16 protein-coding genes are annotated in these 19,949 nt (G+C 71.4%); 9 read left to right on the forward strand and 7 right to left on the reverse strand.

The features are described 5' to 3' along the window. The first annotated feature begins 286 nt into the window (after positions 1-286). The 4 genes from V1633_RS29025 (at position 287) to V1633_RS29040 (ending at position 3,622) form a co-directional block, all read left to right on the forward strand. Positions 287-676: a GntR family transcriptional regulator gene (locus V1633_RS29025; protein ID WP_331217475.1), complete on the forward strand. Its 390-nt coding sequence runs from the start codon at positions 287-289 to the stop codon at positions 674-676. Beyond that, entirely contained in the window at positions 673-1,560 is an 888-nt protein-coding gene (locus V1633_RS29030) for an ABC transporter ATP-binding protein (RefSeq protein ID WP_331217476.1), read from the forward strand. The genes V1633_RS29025 and V1633_RS29030 overlap by 4 nt, the downstream gene beginning before the upstream one ends. Next, a complete protein-coding gene (locus V1633_RS29035) occupies positions 1,557-2,555 on the forward strand; it encodes an ABC transporter permease (protein WP_331217477.1) in 999 nt (332 codons plus the stop codon). The genes V1633_RS29030 and V1633_RS29035 overlap by 4 nt, the downstream gene beginning before the upstream one ends. Positions 2,556-2,719: 164 nt before the next feature. Next, the gene (locus V1633_RS29040) at positions 2,720-3,622 is read left to right on the forward strand and encodes a LysR family transcriptional regulator (RefSeq protein ID WP_331217478.1); all 903 of its coding nucleotides are present in this window, start codon (positions 2,720-2,722) and stop codon (positions 3,620-3,622) included. An 82-nt stretch (positions 3,623-3,704) separates the two neighbouring features. Here V1633_RS29040 and V1633_RS29045 read toward each other — a convergent pair whose 3' ends face one another. Next, a complete protein-coding gene (locus tag V1633_RS29045; RefSeq protein WP_331217479.1) occupies positions 3,705-4,550 on the reverse strand; it encodes an MOSC domain-containing protein in 846 nt (281 codons plus the stop codon). A 1,104-nt stretch (positions 4,551-5,654) separates the two neighbouring features. Here V1633_RS29045 and V1633_RS29050 point away from each other — a divergent pair. Further along, on the forward strand, positions 5,655-8,492 hold the full coding sequence (locus V1633_RS29050) for an FtsX-like permease family protein (protein ID WP_331217480.1): 2,838 nt from the start codon (positions 5,655-5,657) through the stop codon (positions 8,490-8,492). A gap of 91 nt (positions 8,493-8,583) precedes the next feature. On the opposite strand, the gene V1633_RS29055 is transcribed toward V1633_RS29050, so the two are convergent. From V1633_RS29055 to V1633_RS29070, 4 genes are all read right to left on the reverse strand, one after another. Further along, positions 8,584-9,081, reverse strand: a complete 498-nt coding sequence (locus V1633_RS29055; protein ID WP_331217481.1) for a GNAT family N-acetyltransferase — start codon at positions 9,079-9,081, stop codon at positions 8,584-8,586. 10 nt (positions 9,082-9,091) lie between these two features. Continuing rightward, the gene (locus V1633_RS29060; protein WP_331217482.1) at positions 9,092-10,390 is read right to left on the reverse strand and encodes a glycosyltransferase; all 1,299 of its coding nucleotides are present in this window, start codon (positions 10,388-10,390) and stop codon (positions 9,092-9,094) included. A 301-nt stretch (positions 10,391-10,691) separates the two neighbouring features. Continuing rightward, positions 10,692-11,630, reverse strand: a complete 939-nt coding sequence (locus tag V1633_RS29065; RefSeq protein ID WP_331217483.1) for an NADP-dependent oxidoreductase — start codon at positions 11,628-11,630, stop codon at positions 10,692-10,694. A gap of 216 nt (positions 11,631-11,846) precedes the next feature. Then, entirely contained in the window at positions 11,847-12,644 is a 798-nt protein-coding gene (locus tag V1633_RS29070) for an HD domain-containing protein (RefSeq protein WP_331217484.1), read from the reverse strand. Positions 12,645-12,816: 172 nt separating this feature from the next. On the opposite strand from V1633_RS29070, the gene V1633_RS29075 reads away from it, so the two are divergent. Continuing rightward, on the forward strand, positions 12,817-13,791 hold the full coding sequence (locus tag V1633_RS29075) for a GlxA family transcriptional regulator (protein WP_331217485.1): 975 nt from the start codon (positions 12,817-12,819) through the stop codon (positions 13,789-13,791). A 115-nt stretch (positions 13,792-13,906) separates the two neighbouring features. Here V1633_RS29075 and V1633_RS29080 read toward each other — a convergent pair whose 3' ends face one another. Continuing rightward, positions 13,907-14,791, reverse strand: a complete 885-nt coding sequence (locus V1633_RS29080; RefSeq protein ID WP_331217486.1) for a fructosamine kinase family protein — start codon at positions 14,789-14,791, stop codon at positions 13,907-13,909. A 367-nt stretch (positions 14,792-15,158) separates the two neighbouring features. Here V1633_RS29080 and V1633_RS29085 point away from each other — a divergent pair, with 367 nt between their 5' ends. Then, complete coding sequence (locus V1633_RS29085; protein ID WP_331217487.1) at positions 15,159-15,923, forward strand: inositol monophosphatase family protein; 765 nt, start codon at positions 15,159-15,161, stop codon at positions 15,921-15,923. Positions 15,924-16,085: 162 nt separating this feature from the next. On the opposite strand, the gene V1633_RS29090 is transcribed toward V1633_RS29085, so the two are convergent. Then, on the reverse strand, positions 16,086-16,646 hold the full coding sequence (locus V1633_RS29090) for a helix-turn-helix transcriptional regulator (protein WP_331217488.1): 561 nt from the start codon (positions 16,644-16,646) through the stop codon (positions 16,086-16,088). Between the two features lie 59 nt (positions 16,647-16,705). Between V1633_RS29090 and V1633_RS29095 the strand changes: the two genes are divergently transcribed. Together V1633_RS29095 and V1633_RS29100 are read left to right on the forward strand one after the other, a co-directional pair. Further along, a complete protein-coding gene (locus V1633_RS29095) occupies positions 16,706-17,890 on the forward strand; it encodes a benzoate/H(+) symporter BenE family transporter (protein WP_331217489.1) in 1,185 nt (394 codons plus the stop codon). 96 nt (positions 17,891-17,986) lie between these two features. Further along, entirely contained in the window at positions 17,987-19,888 is a 1,902-nt protein-coding gene (locus V1633_RS29100; protein WP_331217490.1) for a S9 family peptidase, read from the forward strand. The last annotated feature ends 61 nt before the right edge of the window (positions 19,889-19,949 follow it).

Here is a 19,949-nt window from a genome sequence, read left to right on the forward strand (position 1 = left end):
TGAACTTTTTCCGCAGATGACAAAAGTTATCGCTGCCCTACTTCAATGACCGGGCGACGCGTACGAAACTTTTTCGCCGCACCCAGGGATCGAGAGGCCGCAGCCCCGCTGCCAGGGCGAGTGCCGTCAGGCACCCCGCCGCCGGCCGGGACCCGGCTCGGCCGACCCCGCGCTTGTCCGACGCCCGCCGTCGCCGGCCCGAGCACACCGCCCCACGTGAATGTCTTGACGCGTACCCCGGATCCATCCCTATAGTACTAGGCATCTAGGGAAATGGGAGAACGCGGTGATGGAGTTCCATCTCGACGGCCGCTCCGGTGTCGCTCCCTACATGCAGCTGATCCAGCAGGTACGCCAGGCGCTGCGGCTCGGGCTGCTGGTCGAGGGGGACCGTCTGCCGACCGTCAAGGAAGTGGTCGCCAAGGTGGCCATCAACCCGAACACGGTCTTCAAGGCGTACCGCGAACTCGAACACCAGGGCCTGGTCACCGCCCGGCCGGGGGTGGGCACGTTCGTCACCCGCACCCTGACCGATCAGTCACTCGCCGCGCACGGGTCACTGCGTGCGGAACTGCGCGCCTGGTTGGACAAGGCGCGCGCCGCCGGCCTGGACGGCGAGAGCATCGAGGCCCTGATCGCGACCACCGTCCGCACCAGCATCGAGGAGTCCACATGACCGAACCCGCGCTGAGGGCCGTGGGTCTCACGAAGCGGTACGGACGGCATCTCGCACTGTCCGACTGCACCCTCGACATCCCGGCAGGCAGAGTCGTCGGGCTGGTCGGCCCGAACGGTGCCGGCAAGACGACGTTGCTCCAGTTGGCGGCCGGCATGTTGACCCCGACGGCGGGCACCATCGAGGTCCTCGGTGGCCGACCGGCGTCCGGTACGGCCCAGTTGGCCAAGGTCGGTTTCGTCGCGCAGGACACACCGGTCTACGCCGGCCTGTCGATCGCCGACCACCTCAGGTTCGGCGCCTCCGCCAATCCACGGTGGGATCAGCCGACCGCCGAGGAGCGGATCGCCCAGCTCGGCCTGGATCTCCGCCAGAAGGCCGGCCGGCTCTCGGGTGGTCAGCGTGCCCAGCTGGCGCTCACGATGGCCGTCGCGAAGCGGCCCGAGCTGCTCATCCTCGACGAGCCGGTGGCCAGTCTGGACCCGGTGGCCCGCCGAGAGTTCCTGAAGGGACTGATGAGCTTCACGGCGGAGCACGGCGCCAGCGTGATCCTCTCCTCCCATCTGATGTCCGACCTGGAACGCGTCTGCGACTACCTCATCGTGCTGGTCGCCTCCCGGGTGCGGGTCGCCGGCGACGTCGACGACCTGCTGGACGGTCACTTCCGGCTCACCGGCCCCCGGCGCGACCTCGACGACCTGCCCGACGGGATGGAGATCATCGAGGAGAGTCACGTCGAGCGGCAGTCCACCCTCATCGTCCGCGCCGACGTTCCGCTCGACGGGACCTCGTTCACCGTCGAGCAGCTCACCCTTGAAGACCTGGTGCTGTCGTACATGTCGCAGGCCATGTCGTCCCGGCCGGTATTGGAGCCCACCCGATGATCTGGTTCACCTGGCGTCAGTTCCGCTCCCAGACACTGATCGCGGCGGCGGCGCTCGCGGCGTTCGGCGTCCTGCTCCTGGTCACCGCGCGCCTCATCACCGACCTGTACGCCGACGTCGCCGCCTGTCGGAGCGACTGCGCGGGCCTCGTCACCGCGTTTCTCGACCGGTTCCGCAGCAGTGCCGCCTTCCCGACGTACCTCGCCGCGCTGGGTGCCGCGTACGTGCTCCCGGCGCTGCTCGGAATCTTCTGGGGTGCTCCGCTGATCGCCCGCGAACTGGAGACCGGCACCCATCGGCTGGCGTGGAACCAGTCGGTGACCCGGACACGCTGGCTCGCGGTCAAGCTCGGGGCGGGTTGCGCGATCGCCGCGACGAGCACCGGCCTGCTCAGTTGGGCGGTGACCGTCTGGTCCCACCGTGTCGACAGCGCCTCCCACGACCGGATGCTGCCGCTGTTGTTCGGGTCGCGCGGGATCGTGCCCGTCGCGTACGCCCTGTTCGCCTTTCTGCTCGGCGTCACGACCGGGATGCTGCTGCGCCGTGTCGTTCCCGCGATCGCGGCCACCCTGGCGATCCACGTGGGAGCGGTGGTGGCCATGCCGCTGTGGGTACGGGCACACCTGATCCCGGCCCGACACGAGACGATCGCGCTGGACGTCCAGAACCTCATGGGGATCTCCATCAGCCCCGACAGCGGCACGATCAATGTCGTCGGTGAACCGGTGGAAGGCGCCTGGACCGTCGGCAACCGCACGGTCACGAGCGACGGATCCACCTTCACCGGTCCCGTCGACTTCACGACCTGCGGCCCGAACGGCAGCCACGTCAGGTGCCAGGAGTGGCTCGGATCGCTCGGCCTGCGCCAGGACCTTCTCTACCACCCCGGCAGCCACTTCTGGCCCCTGCAGTGGGCGGAGGCCGGAGTTTTCGTCGGTCTGGCCGCCCTGCTCGCCGCGTTCTGCTTCTGGTGGATCCGTCACCGGGTCGTCTGAGTCGTCAGCCTGGCCCGCCTCCCGGATCACCACAACCGGGATGCGGGCCAGGCGCCGACCGTCGCCCGCTCCCGTCGGTGTCCGTCGTGGGCAGGGTCGATGGTGCTGGTGGATGGTTGGCCATGGCCAGCGCCGGCTACCCGCCACGGCGGTAGTCTCGGCCTGTGACCCCTGATCTTCGGCAGTTCAGGTACTTCGTCGCCGTCGCCGAGGAGTCGAGTTTCACCCGGGCGGCCGGCCGACTCATGATCACGCAGCAGTCGCTGTCGCAGCAGATCAACGCCCTGGAACGGATACTCGGCGCGAAACTGTTCGACCGAGACAGTCGGGGTACCAGAATGACCGATACCGGGGCGTTGTTCCTGCCCGAGGCACGCGCGGTGCTGGACCGCGCCGACGAGGCCGTCGCGGTGGTCCGACGGGCCGTACGCGGCGAAACCGGCCAACTCCACCTGGCCTTTCTGGCCACCACCGCGAACCACCTGCTCCCACCGGTGATCCGGGCCGCCCGGGAACGTCTTCCCCAGGTGGGACTCAGCACCGAGGAGACCACGATCGGACTGCTCGTCGAGGGCCTGTTCGACGGCCGATACGACCTCGCGTTCACCCGTCCCCCTCAGGTCCCCGGCCTGGCCGCCCGGACCATCGCCACCGAGCAGGTGTGCGTCGTCCTGCCCGAGGGACACCCGCTCGCCGACCGCACCGAACTGACCCTGTCCGAACTGGCCGACGAACGGTGGGTGATGACCCCGCACAGCTCCTGGGAGCCCTGGCACCACACGTTCGACGAGAACTTCCGGGCCGCCGGATTCACCCCCGACATCGTCGCCCGGGACACCAGCGTGCAAGGACTGCTCGGCCTCGTCGCGGCCGGCGTCGGGATCACCCGGCTGGGCTGGTCGGCACAGAATCTTCGCCGCAGCGGCGTGGTGTTCGTACCGCTTGTCGGGGAGACCGCACCAACCGAGATGGTCTGGCTGCCCGACAACACCTCACCCGCGCTACGCCGGATGGTCGACGTGGTGACCGAGCTGGCCGCCACGACGGACCTCACCACCACCGGCTGACCAGTCATCGACGCGTTGGCACCGGTCCTGGCCGACGGTCGGTGGTCCGCCGGCGTGACACCCGCCGAACAGGCCGGCCCGGTCAGTCCAGCACCTCCACGGTGTCGCCGACGCTGACCGTCCGCTCTCCGCCCGACGGTCCGCCCGGTTCGGTCCGCACCGTCATCTGGAGACCGAAGAGGAGCTTCCGGCCGACGTTCCGCCGTGCGGCGAGCATCCACAGCGGTTCCCGTCCCCGCTTCCCGGTCTCCTGGTCGATCGTCGCGATCAGACAGCGGCCACACTCGGCGGCGCCCTGGAACACGGCCCCGCCGATTCTGATCCGCCGGCCCACCCAGTCACCCTCGGCCCACGGCTCGGCACCGCTGACCACCAGGTTGGGACGGAACTGGATCATCGGCAGCGGCCCCTCGGGGCTGCCCGACTCCAACAGCCAGTTGTTGAACGCGTCCAGCGACGCGGTGTTGGCCAGCAGCAGCGGAGTGCCGTCGGCGAAACTCAGCTCGGCGCCGACTCCCGTCGGAACCGGCCAGGGAACCGGGTTGCCGGTGGGGTCACCGAGCCAGACCAGCCGGGCGGTACGCCCCAACAGCCGGTGGAGCCAGTCGTCCGCCTCGGGGCCGGCGGCGCGTACCGGTGCGGGCGGCCGCCCCCGGTACACCCGCACCTGGACCGCCTCGCCGGTGGTCGGTTCGGCCAGCTCGAGCGGGGCCAGCCCCGGCGCGTCCAGGGTCAGCCCGCCCGGCCGGGACACCGCCCGCATCGTCACCAGTTCCCGGTGCTGGCGTTGGGTCAGGCCGAGCCCGTGTTCGTCCACGATCAGCCAGCGCCGGTCGCCGTCCAGGCCCCACGGCTCGACCCGCGCCGTGTCGCGGTCCATCCGGCGGCACCCCTTCACCGGGTACGTGTACATCGAGGCGACTCGCATCCGGCCAGGATGGCACGACACGGTGTGACGCCGGTACCCCCGCTCCGGCGGCCGGCCGTGGCCGGGTGACTCGATGTCGTGGCCCGGGAAGCGGGTGCCGGGCCGGGTTTCGCGGTGGGCGTGTCGCGGCAACGAGCGTGGACGCGCCCAGGTCGTGGAGCGGCCCCGTCCGGCAGCACCGGCGAGCATCCCCGGTGCCCCCTCTGCTCGCCTGGGCCGCCCTGCGGATCTCGCCCCGTCGCCGTCCGAGGCTTCGATCAAGGAGGTGCGCAACTTTCGGACGATTGGTCGGCAAGTTTCGAGACCCTGGCCACCTCTGACCGACGTGACACCTGGCGGGCTGGAACAGAAGGGCAGGTCATCACAGAGATCTATGGTCTTGAATTTATCGCAACATTTTCGTAACCTCTGCCTGTGCGGCCGGGACAAACGCCAGCACGACAACCTGGCCCGCGCACCCCCGGGAGCCACCCCCACCCGCCGCGAAGAAGCCTGCCGCCCGAACCGGTTCTGCCGGCGCCGCCGGTCCGCGCACCGGTCCGACCCTGGATACGGCACCTGCGCCAGCACGGGCACGCCGGATCCGGCATCCCCCACACCCGGCGACAGCCCGATCGCCGCCGACGCCGACCACCACCCCTCAGGAGAGGAATCCCTAGATGATCATCCGCTCAGGCCGCTCCAGACTCCGATCGTCGGCCGTCGCGTTGACGGTGGCGGCGCTCGTGGTCGGTGGAGCGGTAACCGTGGTAGTGAAGTCCACGACACCCGCGCTCGCGGCCGCCTCGCCGGTCGAGGACGAGGGCGCCGACTGTCCCGTGTCGGTACCCGGCGCACGGCCACAGCTCCTCGGGCCACGCCCGAGGCCCGCGGCCGTGCCCATACCGACCGCGGGTACGGCATTCGGCGTCCCACCGCTTCCGCTCCCCATGTGCTCGGTCAGCGCACCGGGGTTCGTCGGCGGCCTCCTCGGCGTCCGGAATCCGGCCAGCCCTCCCGCACGTGCCGTCGATCGCTGGCCCCGGCGACAGCCCTTGCATTGTCACAATGCATCCCGCACAGTGTCTGCCTAGGACGGTCTGCCTAGGACGGGAGGAGGACCCGATGCTGCGGTTCATCTGGCGGCAGCTCCGGAACCGGGCCGGCCGCGCGATCGCACTGTTCACCGGCATGCTGGTGGCGACCACCGGATTTGTCGTACTGACCGGCGCCACCACCACCTCCCAACTCCGGCTCAGCGACCGGGTGGAACGCGAGACCCGGGCCGCGTACGACGTACTCGTCCGTCCGAAGGGCAGTCGGACGCCACTGGAGGAGCAGCGGGATCTGGTCCGGCCGAACTACCTCTCCGGCCTCTTCGGCGGCATCACCACCGTGCAGTACGAACAGGTCAAGGCTGTCCCCGGGGTGGAGGTCACCGCACCGGTGGCCATGGTCGGCTACACGATGGTGCCGATGTGGGCCGAGTTCGACCTCACCGACGCGGTCGACCGGACCCTCGACCGCCAGGTCATCCGGGTCGACCCGACCTTCCTCGCCGAACGCGGACTCTCCCGTTCCGTCGGCGGCCCCCGGTACGTCTACCTGACCCGGAACCCACTGAGCTATCCGATGTGGGAGAACGGGGTGCTGAACGATCCGGCGCTGCACAGCGACGGCAACCGGTACGCACACCCGGAGTGCGGCAGTTCCGGCATGCTGGCCCCCCGGGAGATCCTGCCGAACGGCCGCAGCGCGCCGGTCTGCGGCATCTCCCCGGACCGGCGCGTCAACGGAAGTACCCTCGCCGACTCCCGCTTCACCGCGCTGCTGACCGCCCGACTGCGACCCGACGGACGGTTCGAGAACTCACCACACCTCAACACTGACCCGAGGATCCCGGGCCACGAACTCGTCAGTGACCGGCTGGTGATACCCGTCGTCTGGTACGTGCCGTTCCTGCTCGCCGCAGTCGACCCGGTCGCCGAGGACCGACTGCTCGGACTGGGCGGCGCGGTCACCGAGGGCCGCCCGCTGCGCCCCGACGAACCGCCGGTCGAGGTCCCACTCGGGGACGGCACCAAGGCCCGGGACGTCCCGGTGCTCGCCACCACCCGTCCCTACGTCGACGGGACGGTCGACGCGCGGTACACCCGACTCCGCCCCGGCCAGGTCGCCGGCGTCCGACCGCGCGCACAGGCCGAGGCACTCGGCCGGCTGACCGGGGTGGCGGCGGGCCACGGCAGCGCCGACCTGACCGACACGTACCTGGCCCGGCTCCGTCTCGCGCTCACCGCCGACTTCCACACGGGCGGGCTCAGCACGGTGGTGCAGGCCGGGCCGACCGGGTACGAGCAGCTGCCGGACGGGAGTCTGCGACCCCACACCCACCCGGTGGACCAGGCGGTGTACGGCACTCCCGAGTCGTCGGACCGGCTGGTGCCCTGGCTGGTCGAGGACGTTTCGTTCCGCCCGGTGCACCAGCGGGTGCTACGCGACCGGGATGAGTTCCCGTGGCTGGGCTGGCGGGCGGTGGGCCTGTTCGACCCGGAGCGGCTGACCGCGTTCAGCGGGCTCTCCGAGGTGCCGCTGGAGACGTACGAGCCGCCGACCGCGACCGGTGCCGACGAGGCGAGCCGGGCCGCGCTCGGCGACCGGCCGCTGCTGCCCAGCGGCAACCCTGGCGGTTACCTCTCCGCTCCCCCGCTGCTGCTGACCAGTCTCACCGCGCTGCCGGGGCTGCTCGACGGCCGGGGCGCCCGGGACCAGGCGGCGGCCCCGATCAGCGCGATCCGGGTCCGGGTCGCCGACGTCGACGGCTACACCGACCAGGCCGCCGAACGGGTCCGGCTGATCGCGGAGCAGATCGCCGTGCGTACCGGGCTTGACGTCGACGTCACCTTCGGCTCGTCGCCGGCCCCGCAGACCGTCACCCATCCCGCCGGCACGTTCGGCCGGCCGGAACTACGGCTCCGGGAGGGCTGGTCGGCACTCGGCGTCGCGTCGGTGCTGGTGCGCGCGGTCGACCGGAAGAGTCTCGGGTTGTTCCTGCTGGTCCTGGTGGTCTGCGTACTGTTCCTGGTCAACGCGGTCTCCGCCGCCGTACGGGACCGCCGGTCGGAACTGGCCGTGCTCGCCTGCCTGGGCTGGCCGGCCCGGCGGATCGGCGCCGTCCTGCTCGGCGAGGTCACCCTGCTCGGTCTGCTGGCGGGTCTGCTCGCGCTGGGGCTCACCGTACCGCTGGCCGCGCTGCTGGAGATCGACGTCGGGTGGCGGCACGCACTGCTCGCCGTACCGGTGGCGCTGCTGCTCGCCCTGGTCGCCGGGGCGGCACCGGCGCTGCGGGCGGGCCGTACCCATCCGGCGGTGGCCCTGCGCCCCGCCGTCGTACCGGTCCGGCGGGTCCGCCGAGCCCCCGGAGTGCTCGGTCTCGCCCTGGTCAACCTCGCCCGGATGCCGGGCCGGACCGCGCTCGGCGCGGTCGCCCTCGGCATCGGCATCGCCGCCCTCACCCTGCTGGCCGGGATCACCTACGCGTTCCACGGAACGGCGGTGGGCAACCTGCTCGGCGACGCCGTGTCGCTGAGCGTGCGGCCGGCCGACACGGTTGCCGCGACCGCCACCGTGCTGCTCGGCGCCGCGGCCGTGGCCGACGTGCTCTACCTGAACATCCGGGACCGGGCCGCCGAGCTGGCGACGTTACGGGCCGCCGGCTGGACCGGGGCGGCACTGAGCCGGCTGGTGACGTACGAGGGCGTCGGGATCGGCCTGCTCGGCGCCACCACCGGCGCGGCAACCGGACTGGCCGCCACCGGCCTACTGGTCGGCGAACTGACCGCACGGCTCGTCCTGATCGCCGGGCTCACCGCCGCCGCGGGCGTCCTGCTCACCGCGCTGGCCGCCCTCGTCCCGGCGACCCTGCACCGCCGGCTGCCCGCCGCACGCCTGCTCGCCGAGGAGTAGCCCGTGGCACCGGACGGCAGACCGTCACGCGCACCGGGCCGACCGTCCGCTGCCGCACCCGAGGTGGGCCGCGGACGGCCGGCCCGCCAGGTCAGGCCCGTTCGCCCTGCTCGGTCCTGAAGGTGCGGAATCCTCGGCGGTGGTAGTTGGGCAGCGCGTGCGGGTGGTCCACCGACGAGGTGTGCAACCAGACCCTCTTCACCGTGGGCGTCAGGTCCCAGGCCCGCCGGATCCCGAGAGTCAACGCGTATCCGCCCAGGCGCCGGCCGATGAACTCCGGTACCAGCCCGAAGGTCTCGATCTCCACCTCGTCGTCCGGGTGGAGATCGTAGGCGACCAGGCCCGCCGGTTCACCGTCGAACGACAGCAGCCAGAACACCCGGTCCGGATGTTCCGCGAACCAGGCGGTCCACTCCTGCGCGGTGCGGCTCGCGCACCTCCATCCATGCGGAGTGCCGATCCTGACCTGTAGCTCGACAACCAGCGGTGAGTTCCGGTCCAGGGGTTCCAGCGCCAGGCCAGGCACCGGGTCGGCCGGGGTGAACCGCTCGCGGGCCCTCATCTCCAGATAGGTCACGGTCTCCTTCACCCGCCGGAGACTACCCGGCGGCCTCATCGACGATCTCGGCGATCGACTCGAACGGGTCGTACTGGCCGATCTCCTTGGCGATGATCCCGGCCCGCGACCGGTAGCCCGGGTCGTGCAGCACCGTCCGCACCGCGGCACGCAACTCGGCCACCGCCGGCGTGCCGGTGCGCAGGTTGACCCCGGTGCCGCTCCACTCGACGCGGGCGGCCACCTCCGGCTTGTCCTCGCTGGCACCGGCGACCACCAGCGGCACCCCGTGGTACAGGGCGGTCTGCACACCGCCGTAACCGCCGTTGGTGACCAACGCGTCGGCGTGCGGCAGCAACCGGTCGAACGGTACGAAGCCGGCCAGCCGCACGTTGTCCGGCACGTCGACCAGGGCCCGGCGTACCAGGTCCGGCCCGTCCTCGCGTACGGTGGCGGCCACCACGAGGACGTCGAGGTCGGCGAGGGCACGCACGGTCGGGATGACCAGTTCGTTCAGGTCGGTGTTGGCGACGGTTCCCTGGGTGACGACCACCACCGGACGACCGGCCGACAGCTCGGGCCACCACACGGGCTCCTCGTAGTCCCCGCCGGGGGCTGGAGGAAGCGTACCGACGAACCGTAGGTGCGCCGGAAGGTCGCTCCGGGGGTACTCGAAGCTGGGCACGGTCAGTTGCAGGTAGTGGTCCGTACGACGGAAAGGCGCGTCGAAGAGGTAGCCGGGCAGTGTCACGCCCAACGACTCGAGCGTCGCCTCGCCGAAGGTCTGCAACTCGGCGAAGATCCGGCGCACCTCAGCGTTCATGGCCCGGTTGCGGGCACGCGCCTCCTCGCCCGGCGTGGGCAGGATGCCGGCGCCGAACGCGGGGGTGTCCTCGCTCTGGATCAGCAGGGGAACCGAGCCCAGCGTCACGAGCGTCGGGCGTTCCTGCGGCGCTGTGGAGAGGCTGAGCACCGGTATCGACCAGAACCCGAGCTCGCCGAGCACCACATCCGCCGGGAACCTCGCCAGCAGCGCCCGTAGACCTCGCACCTGCGCGGGCAGCTGGCCGAGGAAGAAGTGCTCGAAGTCGAACGACAACTGGGCGGGGCCCGGTGGCAGCGTGGCCCGTACCGGGAAGAGGGTGTCCAGCCTCCGGTCGTCGAGGTCGGCCTCCGGCGGCAGCGCCTGGAACCGCGCCCCGATCGCCAGAGCACGCTCCTCGAACCGGGATCCGGTGTACACGACCACCTCGTGACCACGCTCCACCAGGTCCGCCGCGACGGTGAGGACCGGGCTGACGTGCCCCTGGAAGGGGGTCGCCCCAACTATCACCTTGGCCATTCAAGCTCCTCATTTCGGATGTGCAGCCGGGTCCGGCAGTGTCAGATTGGAAGTCCGGCGCGAGCATTCACGTGCTCCGCCGTACGTTGAAATGGCGCGTCACCCGCGTCGTGCCGTGTCCCGGCGCGTCGTCAGACGGCCCTGACCCACGACCACAGCCCGACGGCCGGCGCCTTCGCGAGCCACCTGACCGGGCGCGAAACCCTGCCGGCGGTGGCCGGTCGACGCTCCGTCGCAGGGGGCGTCCGACGACGCTCAGTCGTGCCGGCGACCAGCACGCCACTGGTGCCCGCACACTGGGTCAGGAGTGCTGTGTTCCCTGTTCGTCCGCGACCTGGATGATCGTTTTGCCGGGCGTGCGGCGGTGCCGGGCGAACGCGGCGGCCGTCTCGGCAAGCGGTCGCACGGCGCCGACGATCGGGTCGAGCCGTCCGGTCCGGAGGCGCTGGGCGAGGTCGGTCAGCCGGGCTCGGTCAGGTTCGACGACGAAGAAGACGGCCCGCCCCTCCTTGGGCTGCACGGTAGGCGGCATGGCGATGGTGACGAGCGTGCCGCCCGGGCGTACCAGTTCGGCCGATCGTTCGAGGATGCTGCCGCCGATGACGTCGAAGACCACGTCCACCTCGCCGACGTGTCGCAGATCGTCGGCGTCCAGATCGAGGAAGGCCTGCGCGCCGAGGCCGAGCACGACGTCACGGTCGTCGGCCCGGCCGGTGCCGATCACGCGGGCGCCCGCCTCCCGCGCGAGTTGCACGGCGATCGAGCCGACGCCGCCCGCGGCCCCGTGGATGAGGACGCTCTGGCCGGTCGTGAGGTGGGCCTGGTCGAACAGTCCCTGCCATGCGGTCAGTCCGGAAATGGGCAGCGCGGCGGCGACGGTGTGGTCGATGTCGGCCGCGAGAGGGGCGAGGTTGCGAGCCTCCACCGCGGTGTATTCGGCGAGAGACCCGTTGCGGGCCCAGTCGGTCAGTCCGAACACCCGCTGGCCCACGGTGAGGCCGGTGGTGCCGTAGCCGAGTTCGACCACGACTCCGGACAGCTCGTGCCCGGGGATGCTGGGTGTCCGGTCACGGCCGGCGCGGTCGACCCACGTTGCCGGCCAGGCGAGTTCTCCGGGGGTGAAGCCTGCCGCGTGCACGCGCACGATGACGTCGTTCTCCGCCGTGGTGGGGTAGGGCATGTCGGTCAGGGTGAGGCCGCCGACACCCGCGTCACGGTCTCGCACGGTGATCGCTCGCATGCGCGAATCCTTTCAAACGAACTCGGGGTAAATGCGGAGATTGCGAGGTTTTGGCACGGCGGCCGGCAGGGCGGAATGCTCGCCGGCAGCGGCCGGCGCGAGGACTGTCATGACGGCCCGGGCGGGCCGCCGACCCGCCCCCGGCGGCGAGCAGCCGACCCGGTCCCGGCGACGAGGCCCTGCGCCACACCGGCGACCAACGGCGATCCCGGCCCGTCAGCTCGGCCAGGGCGAGCCGACCATACGCTCGACCGTCGTCACCCGCTTGAAGCCGGGGACGAAGTGCTCGAGCACGTCCGAGTTCACGGTGCCGTTCGTGGTTTCGGGGCGGTTCTTCAGGCCGTCGACGTAGGCCCGCAGAAACCCGTTCTTGAAATCGCCTCGTGGATGGACGGCGAGAATTTCACTCAGCTGATCGTGTTCCAGTTCGTTTAGGCCGAGGCCGAGCACGTCGGTCAGGACACCGAGGTACATGGTCGCGATTTCCGGGGCCATCCGGTCCGGGATACCCGGCGTGGTGTGCAGCGCGATCGCCGTCCAGACGGTCTCGGCGGCGGCGGTCGGGAAACCACGGTCCAGGAGGAACTTGCGCGCGTGGTCGGCGCCGTCGACCTCGAAGCGCTGCTCGACGTCGGAAAAGGGGGTCAGGAGGCCGGAGTCGTGGAACATGGACGCCACGTACAACAGCTCCGGATCCGGCTTCACGCCCAGCTTGTTCGCGTGAATAAGGGCGAAGAAAAAGACCCGCCGGGAGTGGTGGTAGATGAGAGGGCTGGTCGTTTCCTGGATGTGTCTGGTCGCTTCGGCGACCGCCGCTGTCTCAGGAATCTCCAGTCCCGCGATGACCTCTGACATGATCTGTGACCTTCCGGGAAATGTGTAGGGCCGTTTTCCGACCTCCATGCTCTCCGCCAATCGTCGTCGCCGCCGCCTTCGTCCGGCCAGGGTTCCCTCATATCCGGACAGCGCGAGTTCGGGCTCGGGGGAATCCAGCGCCACGGAGAGTTCGCTCACACGCGGTAGAGGTAACGTGAGCAACTCCGCTTACGGTGGCCCGTCATCCCCGGTAATGGCGTGCTACCAATAAGCGGTGTCCACGCCCGCTGTCCCGCCGACCCGACGGCGGTCAGTACCGCCGGCGCCCGGCCGCTCACCGCACGGATCCGGCTCGGGAGAGACCGGACCGGTGAATGTCGGCACCCATCGCGTCGCGGTCCTCGTCTACGACGGAGTGACGTTGCTCGACGTCGCCGGTCCCGCGGAGGTGTTCAAAGAGGCGAACCGGTTCGGCGCCGATTACCGGATCGTACTGCTGTCGCCGACCGGTGCGGACGTCGCGTCGAACCTCGGGATCCGGATCGCGGTCGACGGCGCCGTCGCTCCGGAGCCGGCCTCCGACACGTTCCTGGTGGCCGGGTCCGACCTCTATCCGCGTACCCGGGTTCCCGCCGACCTCGCGGACGCCGCCCGGGTACCGGCGGCTGTGGCAGGCCGGGTCGCGTCGGTCTGCACCGGCGCGTTCGTCCTCGCCGCCGCCGGCGTCCTGGACGGCAAGCGCGCCACCACGCACTGGAAGGTCGCGGACGAGCTCGCCGCCCGGTATCCGACCTGCCGCGTCGAGCCCGACGCGATCTACGTCCGCGATGGCACCACGTACACGTCGGCAGGGGTGACGGCCGGCATCGATCTGGCGCTCGCCCTCGTCGAGGAGGACCACGGGCCCGACCTGGCGCGCGAGGTCGCCCGCGCCCTGGTGGTGTACATGCAGCGGGCGGGCGGCCAGTCCCAGTTCTCGGCACCGCTGCAAGGACCGCCGCCCCGCTCGCCGGCGCTCCGCAAGATCACCGACCTGGTGACGGCGAACCCCCGCGGCGGCCACTCGCTCGGTGAACTCGCCAAGCACCTCAACGTCAGTACCCGGCAGCTCACCCGGCTCTTCCACGACGAGCTGTCGACGACACCGGCCCGCTACGTGGAGAACATCCGATTCGACATGGCCAGGGCACTGCTTGACCAGGGGCACACCGCGACGCAGGCCGCGACCCTCGCCGGGTTCCCCAGCTACGAAAGCATGCGACGGGTCTTCGCCCGGAAGCTGTCGATCAGCCCCGCCGCCTACCAACGTCGGTTCAGCACGGCCCGCCGGGGCAACCCGGGTTAGCCGGCCGGGCGACGCGACACCGGCCTGGTTGACGAGGCTCGGCGCCGAGGCGGCCGGCGACGACAAAGCCCCCGCCCGTTCGCGAGGCAGCCGCAGTCGGATGTCGGGCCTCTGGTCAGCCCCGGGTCCGGAACGGCGCGAGGGTGGCACGGATCTGGTCGGCCGCGCCCCAGTCGTCGTCGAACTGGGCCAGCACGGCGAGGTGTTGTCGCAGTTGGACAATAGGCATGCGGTTCCGCCAGTCGCGATCGAGCGAGGTCAGCTCCGCGTAGACCTCGAAGAACCGGTGTGCCTCGGGCGGGGGCGCGGTGGACCACACGTGGGCGAGGTCGACCTCGGCCCACGTGTAGGACACCGCAGGGTCGATCAGTGCCGGCCGCCCGTCCGGAGCAGCCAGAATGTTCTGTGCCCACAGGTCGCCGTGCGTCAGGCAGGCCGGCCGGTCCGGCAGCAGGTCGGGCAGCCGGTCACACAGCCGCTCCAGCGCCGCCCGGTCCCCGGGGTCGAGCGCCGCCTCGACGCGGGGCTCGCCGAGCCACCGAAGCAGTCGGTGCTGTGCGAAGAAGGCGAAGCCGTCGTCTTCCCAGGTGTTGACCTGCCGGCGGCGGCCCAACCAGTTGTCACGGTGCCATCCGAAGCGGGGCTGGGTCGTGCTCGTGTGCAGGCGGGCCAGCACGTGCGCGAACTGCTCCCAGAAGGTCTCGCTGTGCGGCCTCGGCCGCAGCAGCGACAACACCAGCAGGTCCCGGTCCGCCAGGACCACCTCGGGTGTCACCACGCCGCCGAGCTGGCGCAGGGCGGCCAACCCTTCGGCCTCCGCGACGAAGACGTCGTCGGCCGGCGGGTCGGCGAAGGCCTTGACGAACACCGGCGGGCCACCCCGGCGGGTGGCTATGCCCGCGAGCGCCGCGACCCCACCCGTCGCCGGCTCCACTGCGACGACGTCGCGCATCCCGGCCCCGAGCAGGCACTCCAGCAGGAACGTCGCCGAGCGCGTCACGACAGGCTCCTCCAGCTCCGGGGATGTGGTCGCCGGATCCTATGTGACAGACAGTCGGCCAATTCCCGAGGAACCAGTCTCCGGGTACCAGCTCCGACGCCCGGCGAACCGCCGACGGTTCACGCCGTCCGTCGGTACGGCGGCCGGCAGCACCGCCACCCCGGTCGCGCCTACCGGCCACCCGCGCCGGGAAGCCGCGTCAGTACGACGCCCGGCCCGGCGTACTGTCGTCGTCCGCCCGGGACGGTGAGGCATGACCACGCTGCTGGGCCGGGGTGCCGAACCGTCGACGGCAGATCCGCGTGGCCGACCCAGTCACCGGAACTGACGCGGGTCACCGCTGACCGGGCTGCTAGCGTCGTCGGTCGTGGGCAGCGCTCAGGACTTGCAACTCGCGTTCGACACGTCGGATCTGGCGGCGAACCTCGCGCTCGCCTACTTCGAGTCTGGCGTTCCGGCAACGCTGAAGGCCGACGGCACACCGGTCACCGAAGCCGACCGGGCGGTCGAGCGGTTGTTCCGCGAGACGTTGGCTGCCGCGAGGCCAGGAGATGCGCTCCTCGGCGAGGAACTCGGCCGACTCGGTGAGTCCGACCGGGTCTGGATCATCGACCCGGTGGACGGTACGTCGTTCTTCAGCCGGCGCGACCCGAACTGGCGCGTTCACCTCGCGCTGGAGGTTGCCGGGCGTACCGAGATCGCGGTCGTCACCGCACCCGCGCTACGACGCTGCTGGTGGGCGACCCGAGGCGGCGGTGCCTTCGAGTCGTCCTGGCCACGCGAGGAGGCCGAAGCGAAGCGCCTCGAAGTCAGCACCACCTCGACGTTGGCGGATGCTCGGCTCGACGCTCTGGACGACGCGTCCCGGGCCCGTCTCCCCCGAAGTGGGGGTCGGGCACCGGCGAGCCCGCTCCCCCTCGTCGAGCTTGTTCGTGGCGAAACCGATGCCTTCCTGGTCGAGCGGTACCACATCTGGGACCACGCGCCATGGATCCTCCTCGTTGAGGAAGCGGGCGGCCGTTTCACCGACCGGACCGGAGGACGTGCCGGCGATCAGGGCGGTGGCCTGTACTCCAACGCCAACCTGCACGATCAGTTGCGCACCGCGCTCCGGTACCCGGTACGTCCCTGACCGCTTGGCCGAAGCGACCTCCCGACGCGGACAGCTGACGCGGCCTCGGCGACGGCGTGACGTTCCGTCCGTGCGGCCACCTGCGGGCCCGGGCGACGGGCGTGTGCGGCCGCGGGGTGTCGGGATCCTGCCGAGCAGATCGCCCTCGACCTCTGATCTCGATCAGCGGCGGGGAGTGCGGATCAGCAGGCTCGCCTCGACCTCTTCCGGGCCGACGGTGGCGTAGAGGTGCGGGGTGTCAGCGGCCCAGGAGACGTGCTCTCCCGGGCCCGCCGAGAGGGGCGCGCCGACCGGACCGACCCGGGCCTGGCCACGGAAGACGGTCAGGTGCTCGGTCACGCCGGCGGGGTGGGCGGGCGAGGCCTGTTCGACGCCGACGACGATACGCAGGGCGAACAGTTCGTAGGTGGCGGCGGGTTCCTCGAAGACCTCCAGCAGTGTCGACACCACCGCCTCGCCCCGCACCGGCGAGGCGGCCGAGGCCGGGGCGCCGCGGTCGAGCGTCAGCGCGCTCATCGGCACACCGAGCGCGGCGGCGATCGCGTAGAGGGTCTCCAGCCGGGGATCGCGGGTGCCGTTCTCCAGCCCAGACAGCGTGGCCTTTCCCACGCCGGCCACCCGGGCCAGTTCGGAGAGGGTCAGCCCACGCGCCTCACGTAGCTCCCGCAGCCGCCGACCCACTGCCGTCCCCGGGTGCTGGGGGCTTGTCCCGCGCCTGGTCATCTGCGTATGGTGCCACCCGTTGCCCGTTCCGTTTACGGAACAGGCGGGAAGGGGCGCTGATGGGTTGGGTACGACCGGTCGTCGCCGGCCTGCTGAGCGCGATCGTGGGCTACGCGAGTTCGTTCACCCTGGTGCTCGCCGGGCTGCGGGCCGTGGGCGCCAGCCCGGTCGAGGCCGCCTCGGGGCTGCTGGCCACCTGTCTCGGCATCGGGATCGCGGGCGCGGTGCTGGCCCTGCGCTACCGGATGCCCATCGCCATCGCGTGGTCCACGCCGGGCGCGGCCCTGCTGATCGGGGCCGGCCCGGTGGCGGGCGGCTTCCCCACGGCCGTCGGTGCCTTCCTGGTCTGCGCGGCGCTGACCGTGATCGCCGGCCTCGTACCGTGGCTGGCGCGCGCGATCGCGGCCATCCCACGACCGGTCGCCGGGGCGATGCTCGCCGGCATCCTCGTGCCGCTGTGCACGGCCCCGGTACGGGCCCTGGTGGAGATCCCGGCGCTGGCCGTGCCGGTCGTCGCGACCTGGGCGGTGCTGCTGCGCTACGCGCGCGGCTGGGCGGTGCCGGGCGCGCTGGTCGCGGCCGTGACGGCGATCGCCCTGACCGGGCAGGACGCGGGCCTCGCCGACGCCACCCTGCGACCTGCCCTGGCCTGGACCGTTCCCACCTTCGACCTCAGCGCCCTCGTGGGTATCGCGCTTCCGCTTTTCCTGGTCACCATGGCCGGTCAGAACGTCCCGGGCGCCGCGGTCCTGTCCAGCTACGGGTACGAGGCCCCGCTGCGGCCCTCGCTGGTCACCACCGGTCTGGTGAGCGCGGCCGGCGCCCCGTTCGGCGGTCACCAGGTCAACCTCGCCGCCATCACCGCCGCCCTGACCGCCGGCCCCGAGGCGCACCCCGACCCGCGCCGGCGCTGGATCGCCACCCTGGCCCTGGCGGGCGGCCAGGTGCTGCTCGGGCTCGCGGCCGGCGTGGCGACCGCGCTCGTACTGCTCTCACCGCCGGTGCTGGTGATCGCCGTCGCCGGCCTGGCCCTGCTGCCCGCTCTCGGCTCGTCACTGGGCAACGCCGTCTCCGAGCCGGCCATGCTGCTGCCCGCGGTGGTGACGTTCGTGGTCACCGCATCGGGCGTTGCCGTACTCGGCATCGGCGCCGCGTTCTGGGGTCTGCTCGCCGGCCTGGCCACCATGCTGGTGTTGCACCGCCGCCAGCCCGCAGCGGATGCCGCCGTGCCGGTGGCCGACTGACCCTGCCGCTCAACAGCGCGTCCAGGCCGAACAGCACCGGGTCAACCTGCGCGCTTCGAACGCGTAGCCCGCGGGCGGGGTTGGCAGACTGGTCGCATGACAGGTCTGACCGCCGAACTCGTGGTTGATGGTCGCGCCCCGCAGACCCCCGCTCTCGCCCCAAACGGGCACCTGCTCTGTTACGTTCTCGCTCCCACGAGCCGGATCGGTGACCACCTCGACACCGAGGTCTGGCTCACCGACACCGATGGCGACGGCGAGGCGCGCCGGGCGACCACCGACACCGCCACGGAGTCCCGGCCACGCTGGTCCGCGGACTCGGGCACACTGTTCTTCCTCTCCGACCGCGCCGAGCGCGGTATCCCGCAGCTGCACCGGTTCACCCTCGCCGATGCCACGGTGACCGTGTTGACCGGTTGGCGTACCGGCATCATCGACCACCTGCCACTCGTCGACCCCGGCCGGATCGCCCTGCTGGCCGAGGACGAACCCACCGAGCAGGACGCGCGCCGCGCCCGGGACCGAGATGACGCCGTTGTCGTCGGCGAGCGCGAACCGCGCGCCCGGATGCGCCTGCTCGACCTGCCCACCGGCCGGATCACCACGCCGGACGTGTTCGACGACCGGCACGTCGTGGAACTGCGGCAACGGCCGGACGGCGGGCCGCTCGCCGTACTCACCCAGGCCAGCGCCGACAACGACCACGGCCCCCGTACCGGCCGGCTGCACCTGTTCGACCCCAGCACCGGGACCGTGGAGGAGCTCGGACCGGTCGCGGCCGACGCACACTCGCTGGCCTGGTGGCCGGCGGAGGACGGTTGGCACCTCGGTTACCTCGCACTCACCCCACCGGTTCTCCACGCCGGCACCGCCGTGTTCGACCTGGCCCTGGCCAGCCGAGTCCTGCGCAACCGCACCACCGGTCTGCCGATGTGCCCCACCGAACTGGTGCAGACCGACACCGCCCCGCTGGTTGTCTTCGCCGACGGTCTCAACACGACCCTGGCCCGACTCGACCCCACCGGCCCGACGACCCTGTCACAGCACCCGGGACGCCTCGACAACCTCACCACCACGCGCGGTGGCGACCACCTCGCGGTACTGACCGGCAGCCGTTGTCAGCCCGCCAACGTCCACCTCGGGCCACCGACCGGGCCACTGCGGAGGATCACTGACACCCGCCCGGAACTGGACGGCATCACGCTCGGCACCCAGCAACCGCTGGCGTACCGTGCCGCCGACGGCCTGGAGCTGGACGGCCTGCTCGTACTCCCGGTCGGACAAACCGCGTCCGACGGCCCGTTTCCGCTGGTCACCATCGTGCACGGCGGCCCGTACGACCGCTACGCCGACCGTTGCCAGCTGTTCTGGTTTCCCAGCGCACAGTGGCTGGCCACCGCCGGCTACGCGGTGTTCCTGCCCAACCCCCGCGGCGGGCAGGGACGGGGCCACCAGTTCGCCGCCAGTGTCGCCGGCCGGGTCGGTCAGGAAGAGTGGAGCGACATCCAGACCGGCATCGACCTGCTCATCACCGAGGGCATCGCCGACCCCGATCGGCTGGGCATCGCCGGCTGGAGCCACGGTGGGTTCATGTCCGCCTGGGCCGTCGGCCAGACCGAACGGTTCCGTGCCGCGCTGGTCGGCGCCGGCGTCATCGACTGGGGCATGCTCGCCGCGACCGGGGAGAACGGCCAGTTCGAAGCCGCGCTCGGCGGCAGCACCGGCTGGTCCGGCATCGGCCCGCACCCCCATGACGCGGTCAGTCCGATCTCCTTCGCCAGCCGCATCCGCACCCCGGTGCTCATCCTGCACGGCGCCGAGGACACCAACGTCCCGCTCGGACAGGCCGTGTACCTCCACCGGTCGCTGCGCCACTTCGGCGTCGAGCACGAGTTCGTGATCTACCCCAGGGAAGGGCACTCGATCCGGGAACGCAACCACCAACTCGACGTCATGCGACGGACCCGCGCCTGGTTCGACCGCTGGCTCCGGCCCTGACCGGAGGACTACGGCAGCGGTGGCCGCGCACAGCAGGGAGGGCCGGCCCTCGCGGACCGGC

Source organism: Plantactinospora sonchi, from assembly GCF_036422035.1.
Lineage (GTDB): Bacteria > Actinomycetota > Actinomycetes > Mycobacteriales > Micromonosporaceae > Plantactinospora > Plantactinospora sonchi.

Bases quoted from the DNA above. Each gene is read 5' to 3' on its own strand.
- V1633_RS29030 (WP_331217476.1), top strand. From the start codon at position 673: ATGACCGAACCCGCGCTGAGGGCCGTGGGTCTCACGAAGCGGTACGGA.
- V1633_RS29035 (WP_331217477.1), top strand. From the start codon at position 1,557: ATGATCTGGTTCACCTGGCGTCAGTTCCGCTCCCAGACACTGATCGCG.
- V1633_RS29045 (WP_331217479.1), bottom strand. From the start codon at position 4,550: ATGCGAGTCGCCTCGATGTACACGTACCCGGTGAAGGGGTGCCGCCGG.
- V1633_RS29050 (WP_331217480.1), top strand. From the start codon at position 5,655: ATGCTGCGGTTCATCTGGCGGCAGCTCCGGAACCGGGCCGGCCGCGCG.
- V1633_RS29060 (WP_331217482.1), bottom strand. From the start codon at position 10,390: ATGGCCAAGGTGATAGTTGGGGCGACCCCCTTCCAGGGGCACGTCAGC.
- V1633_RS29065 (WP_331217483.1), bottom strand. From the start codon at position 11,630: ATGCGAGCGATCACCGTGCGAGACCGTGACGCGGGTGTCGGCGGCCTC.
- V1633_RS29090 (WP_331217488.1), bottom strand. From the start codon at position 16,646: ATGACCAGGCGCGGGACAAGCCCCCAGCACCCGGGGACGGCAGTGGGT.
- V1633_RS29095 (WP_331217489.1), top strand. From the start codon at position 16,706: ATGGGTTGGGTACGACCGGTCGTCGCCGGCCTGCTGAGCGCGATCGTG.
- V1633_RS29100 (WP_331217490.1), top strand. From the start codon at position 17,987: ATGACAGGTCTGACCGCCGAACTCGTGGTTGATGGTCGCGCCCCGCAG.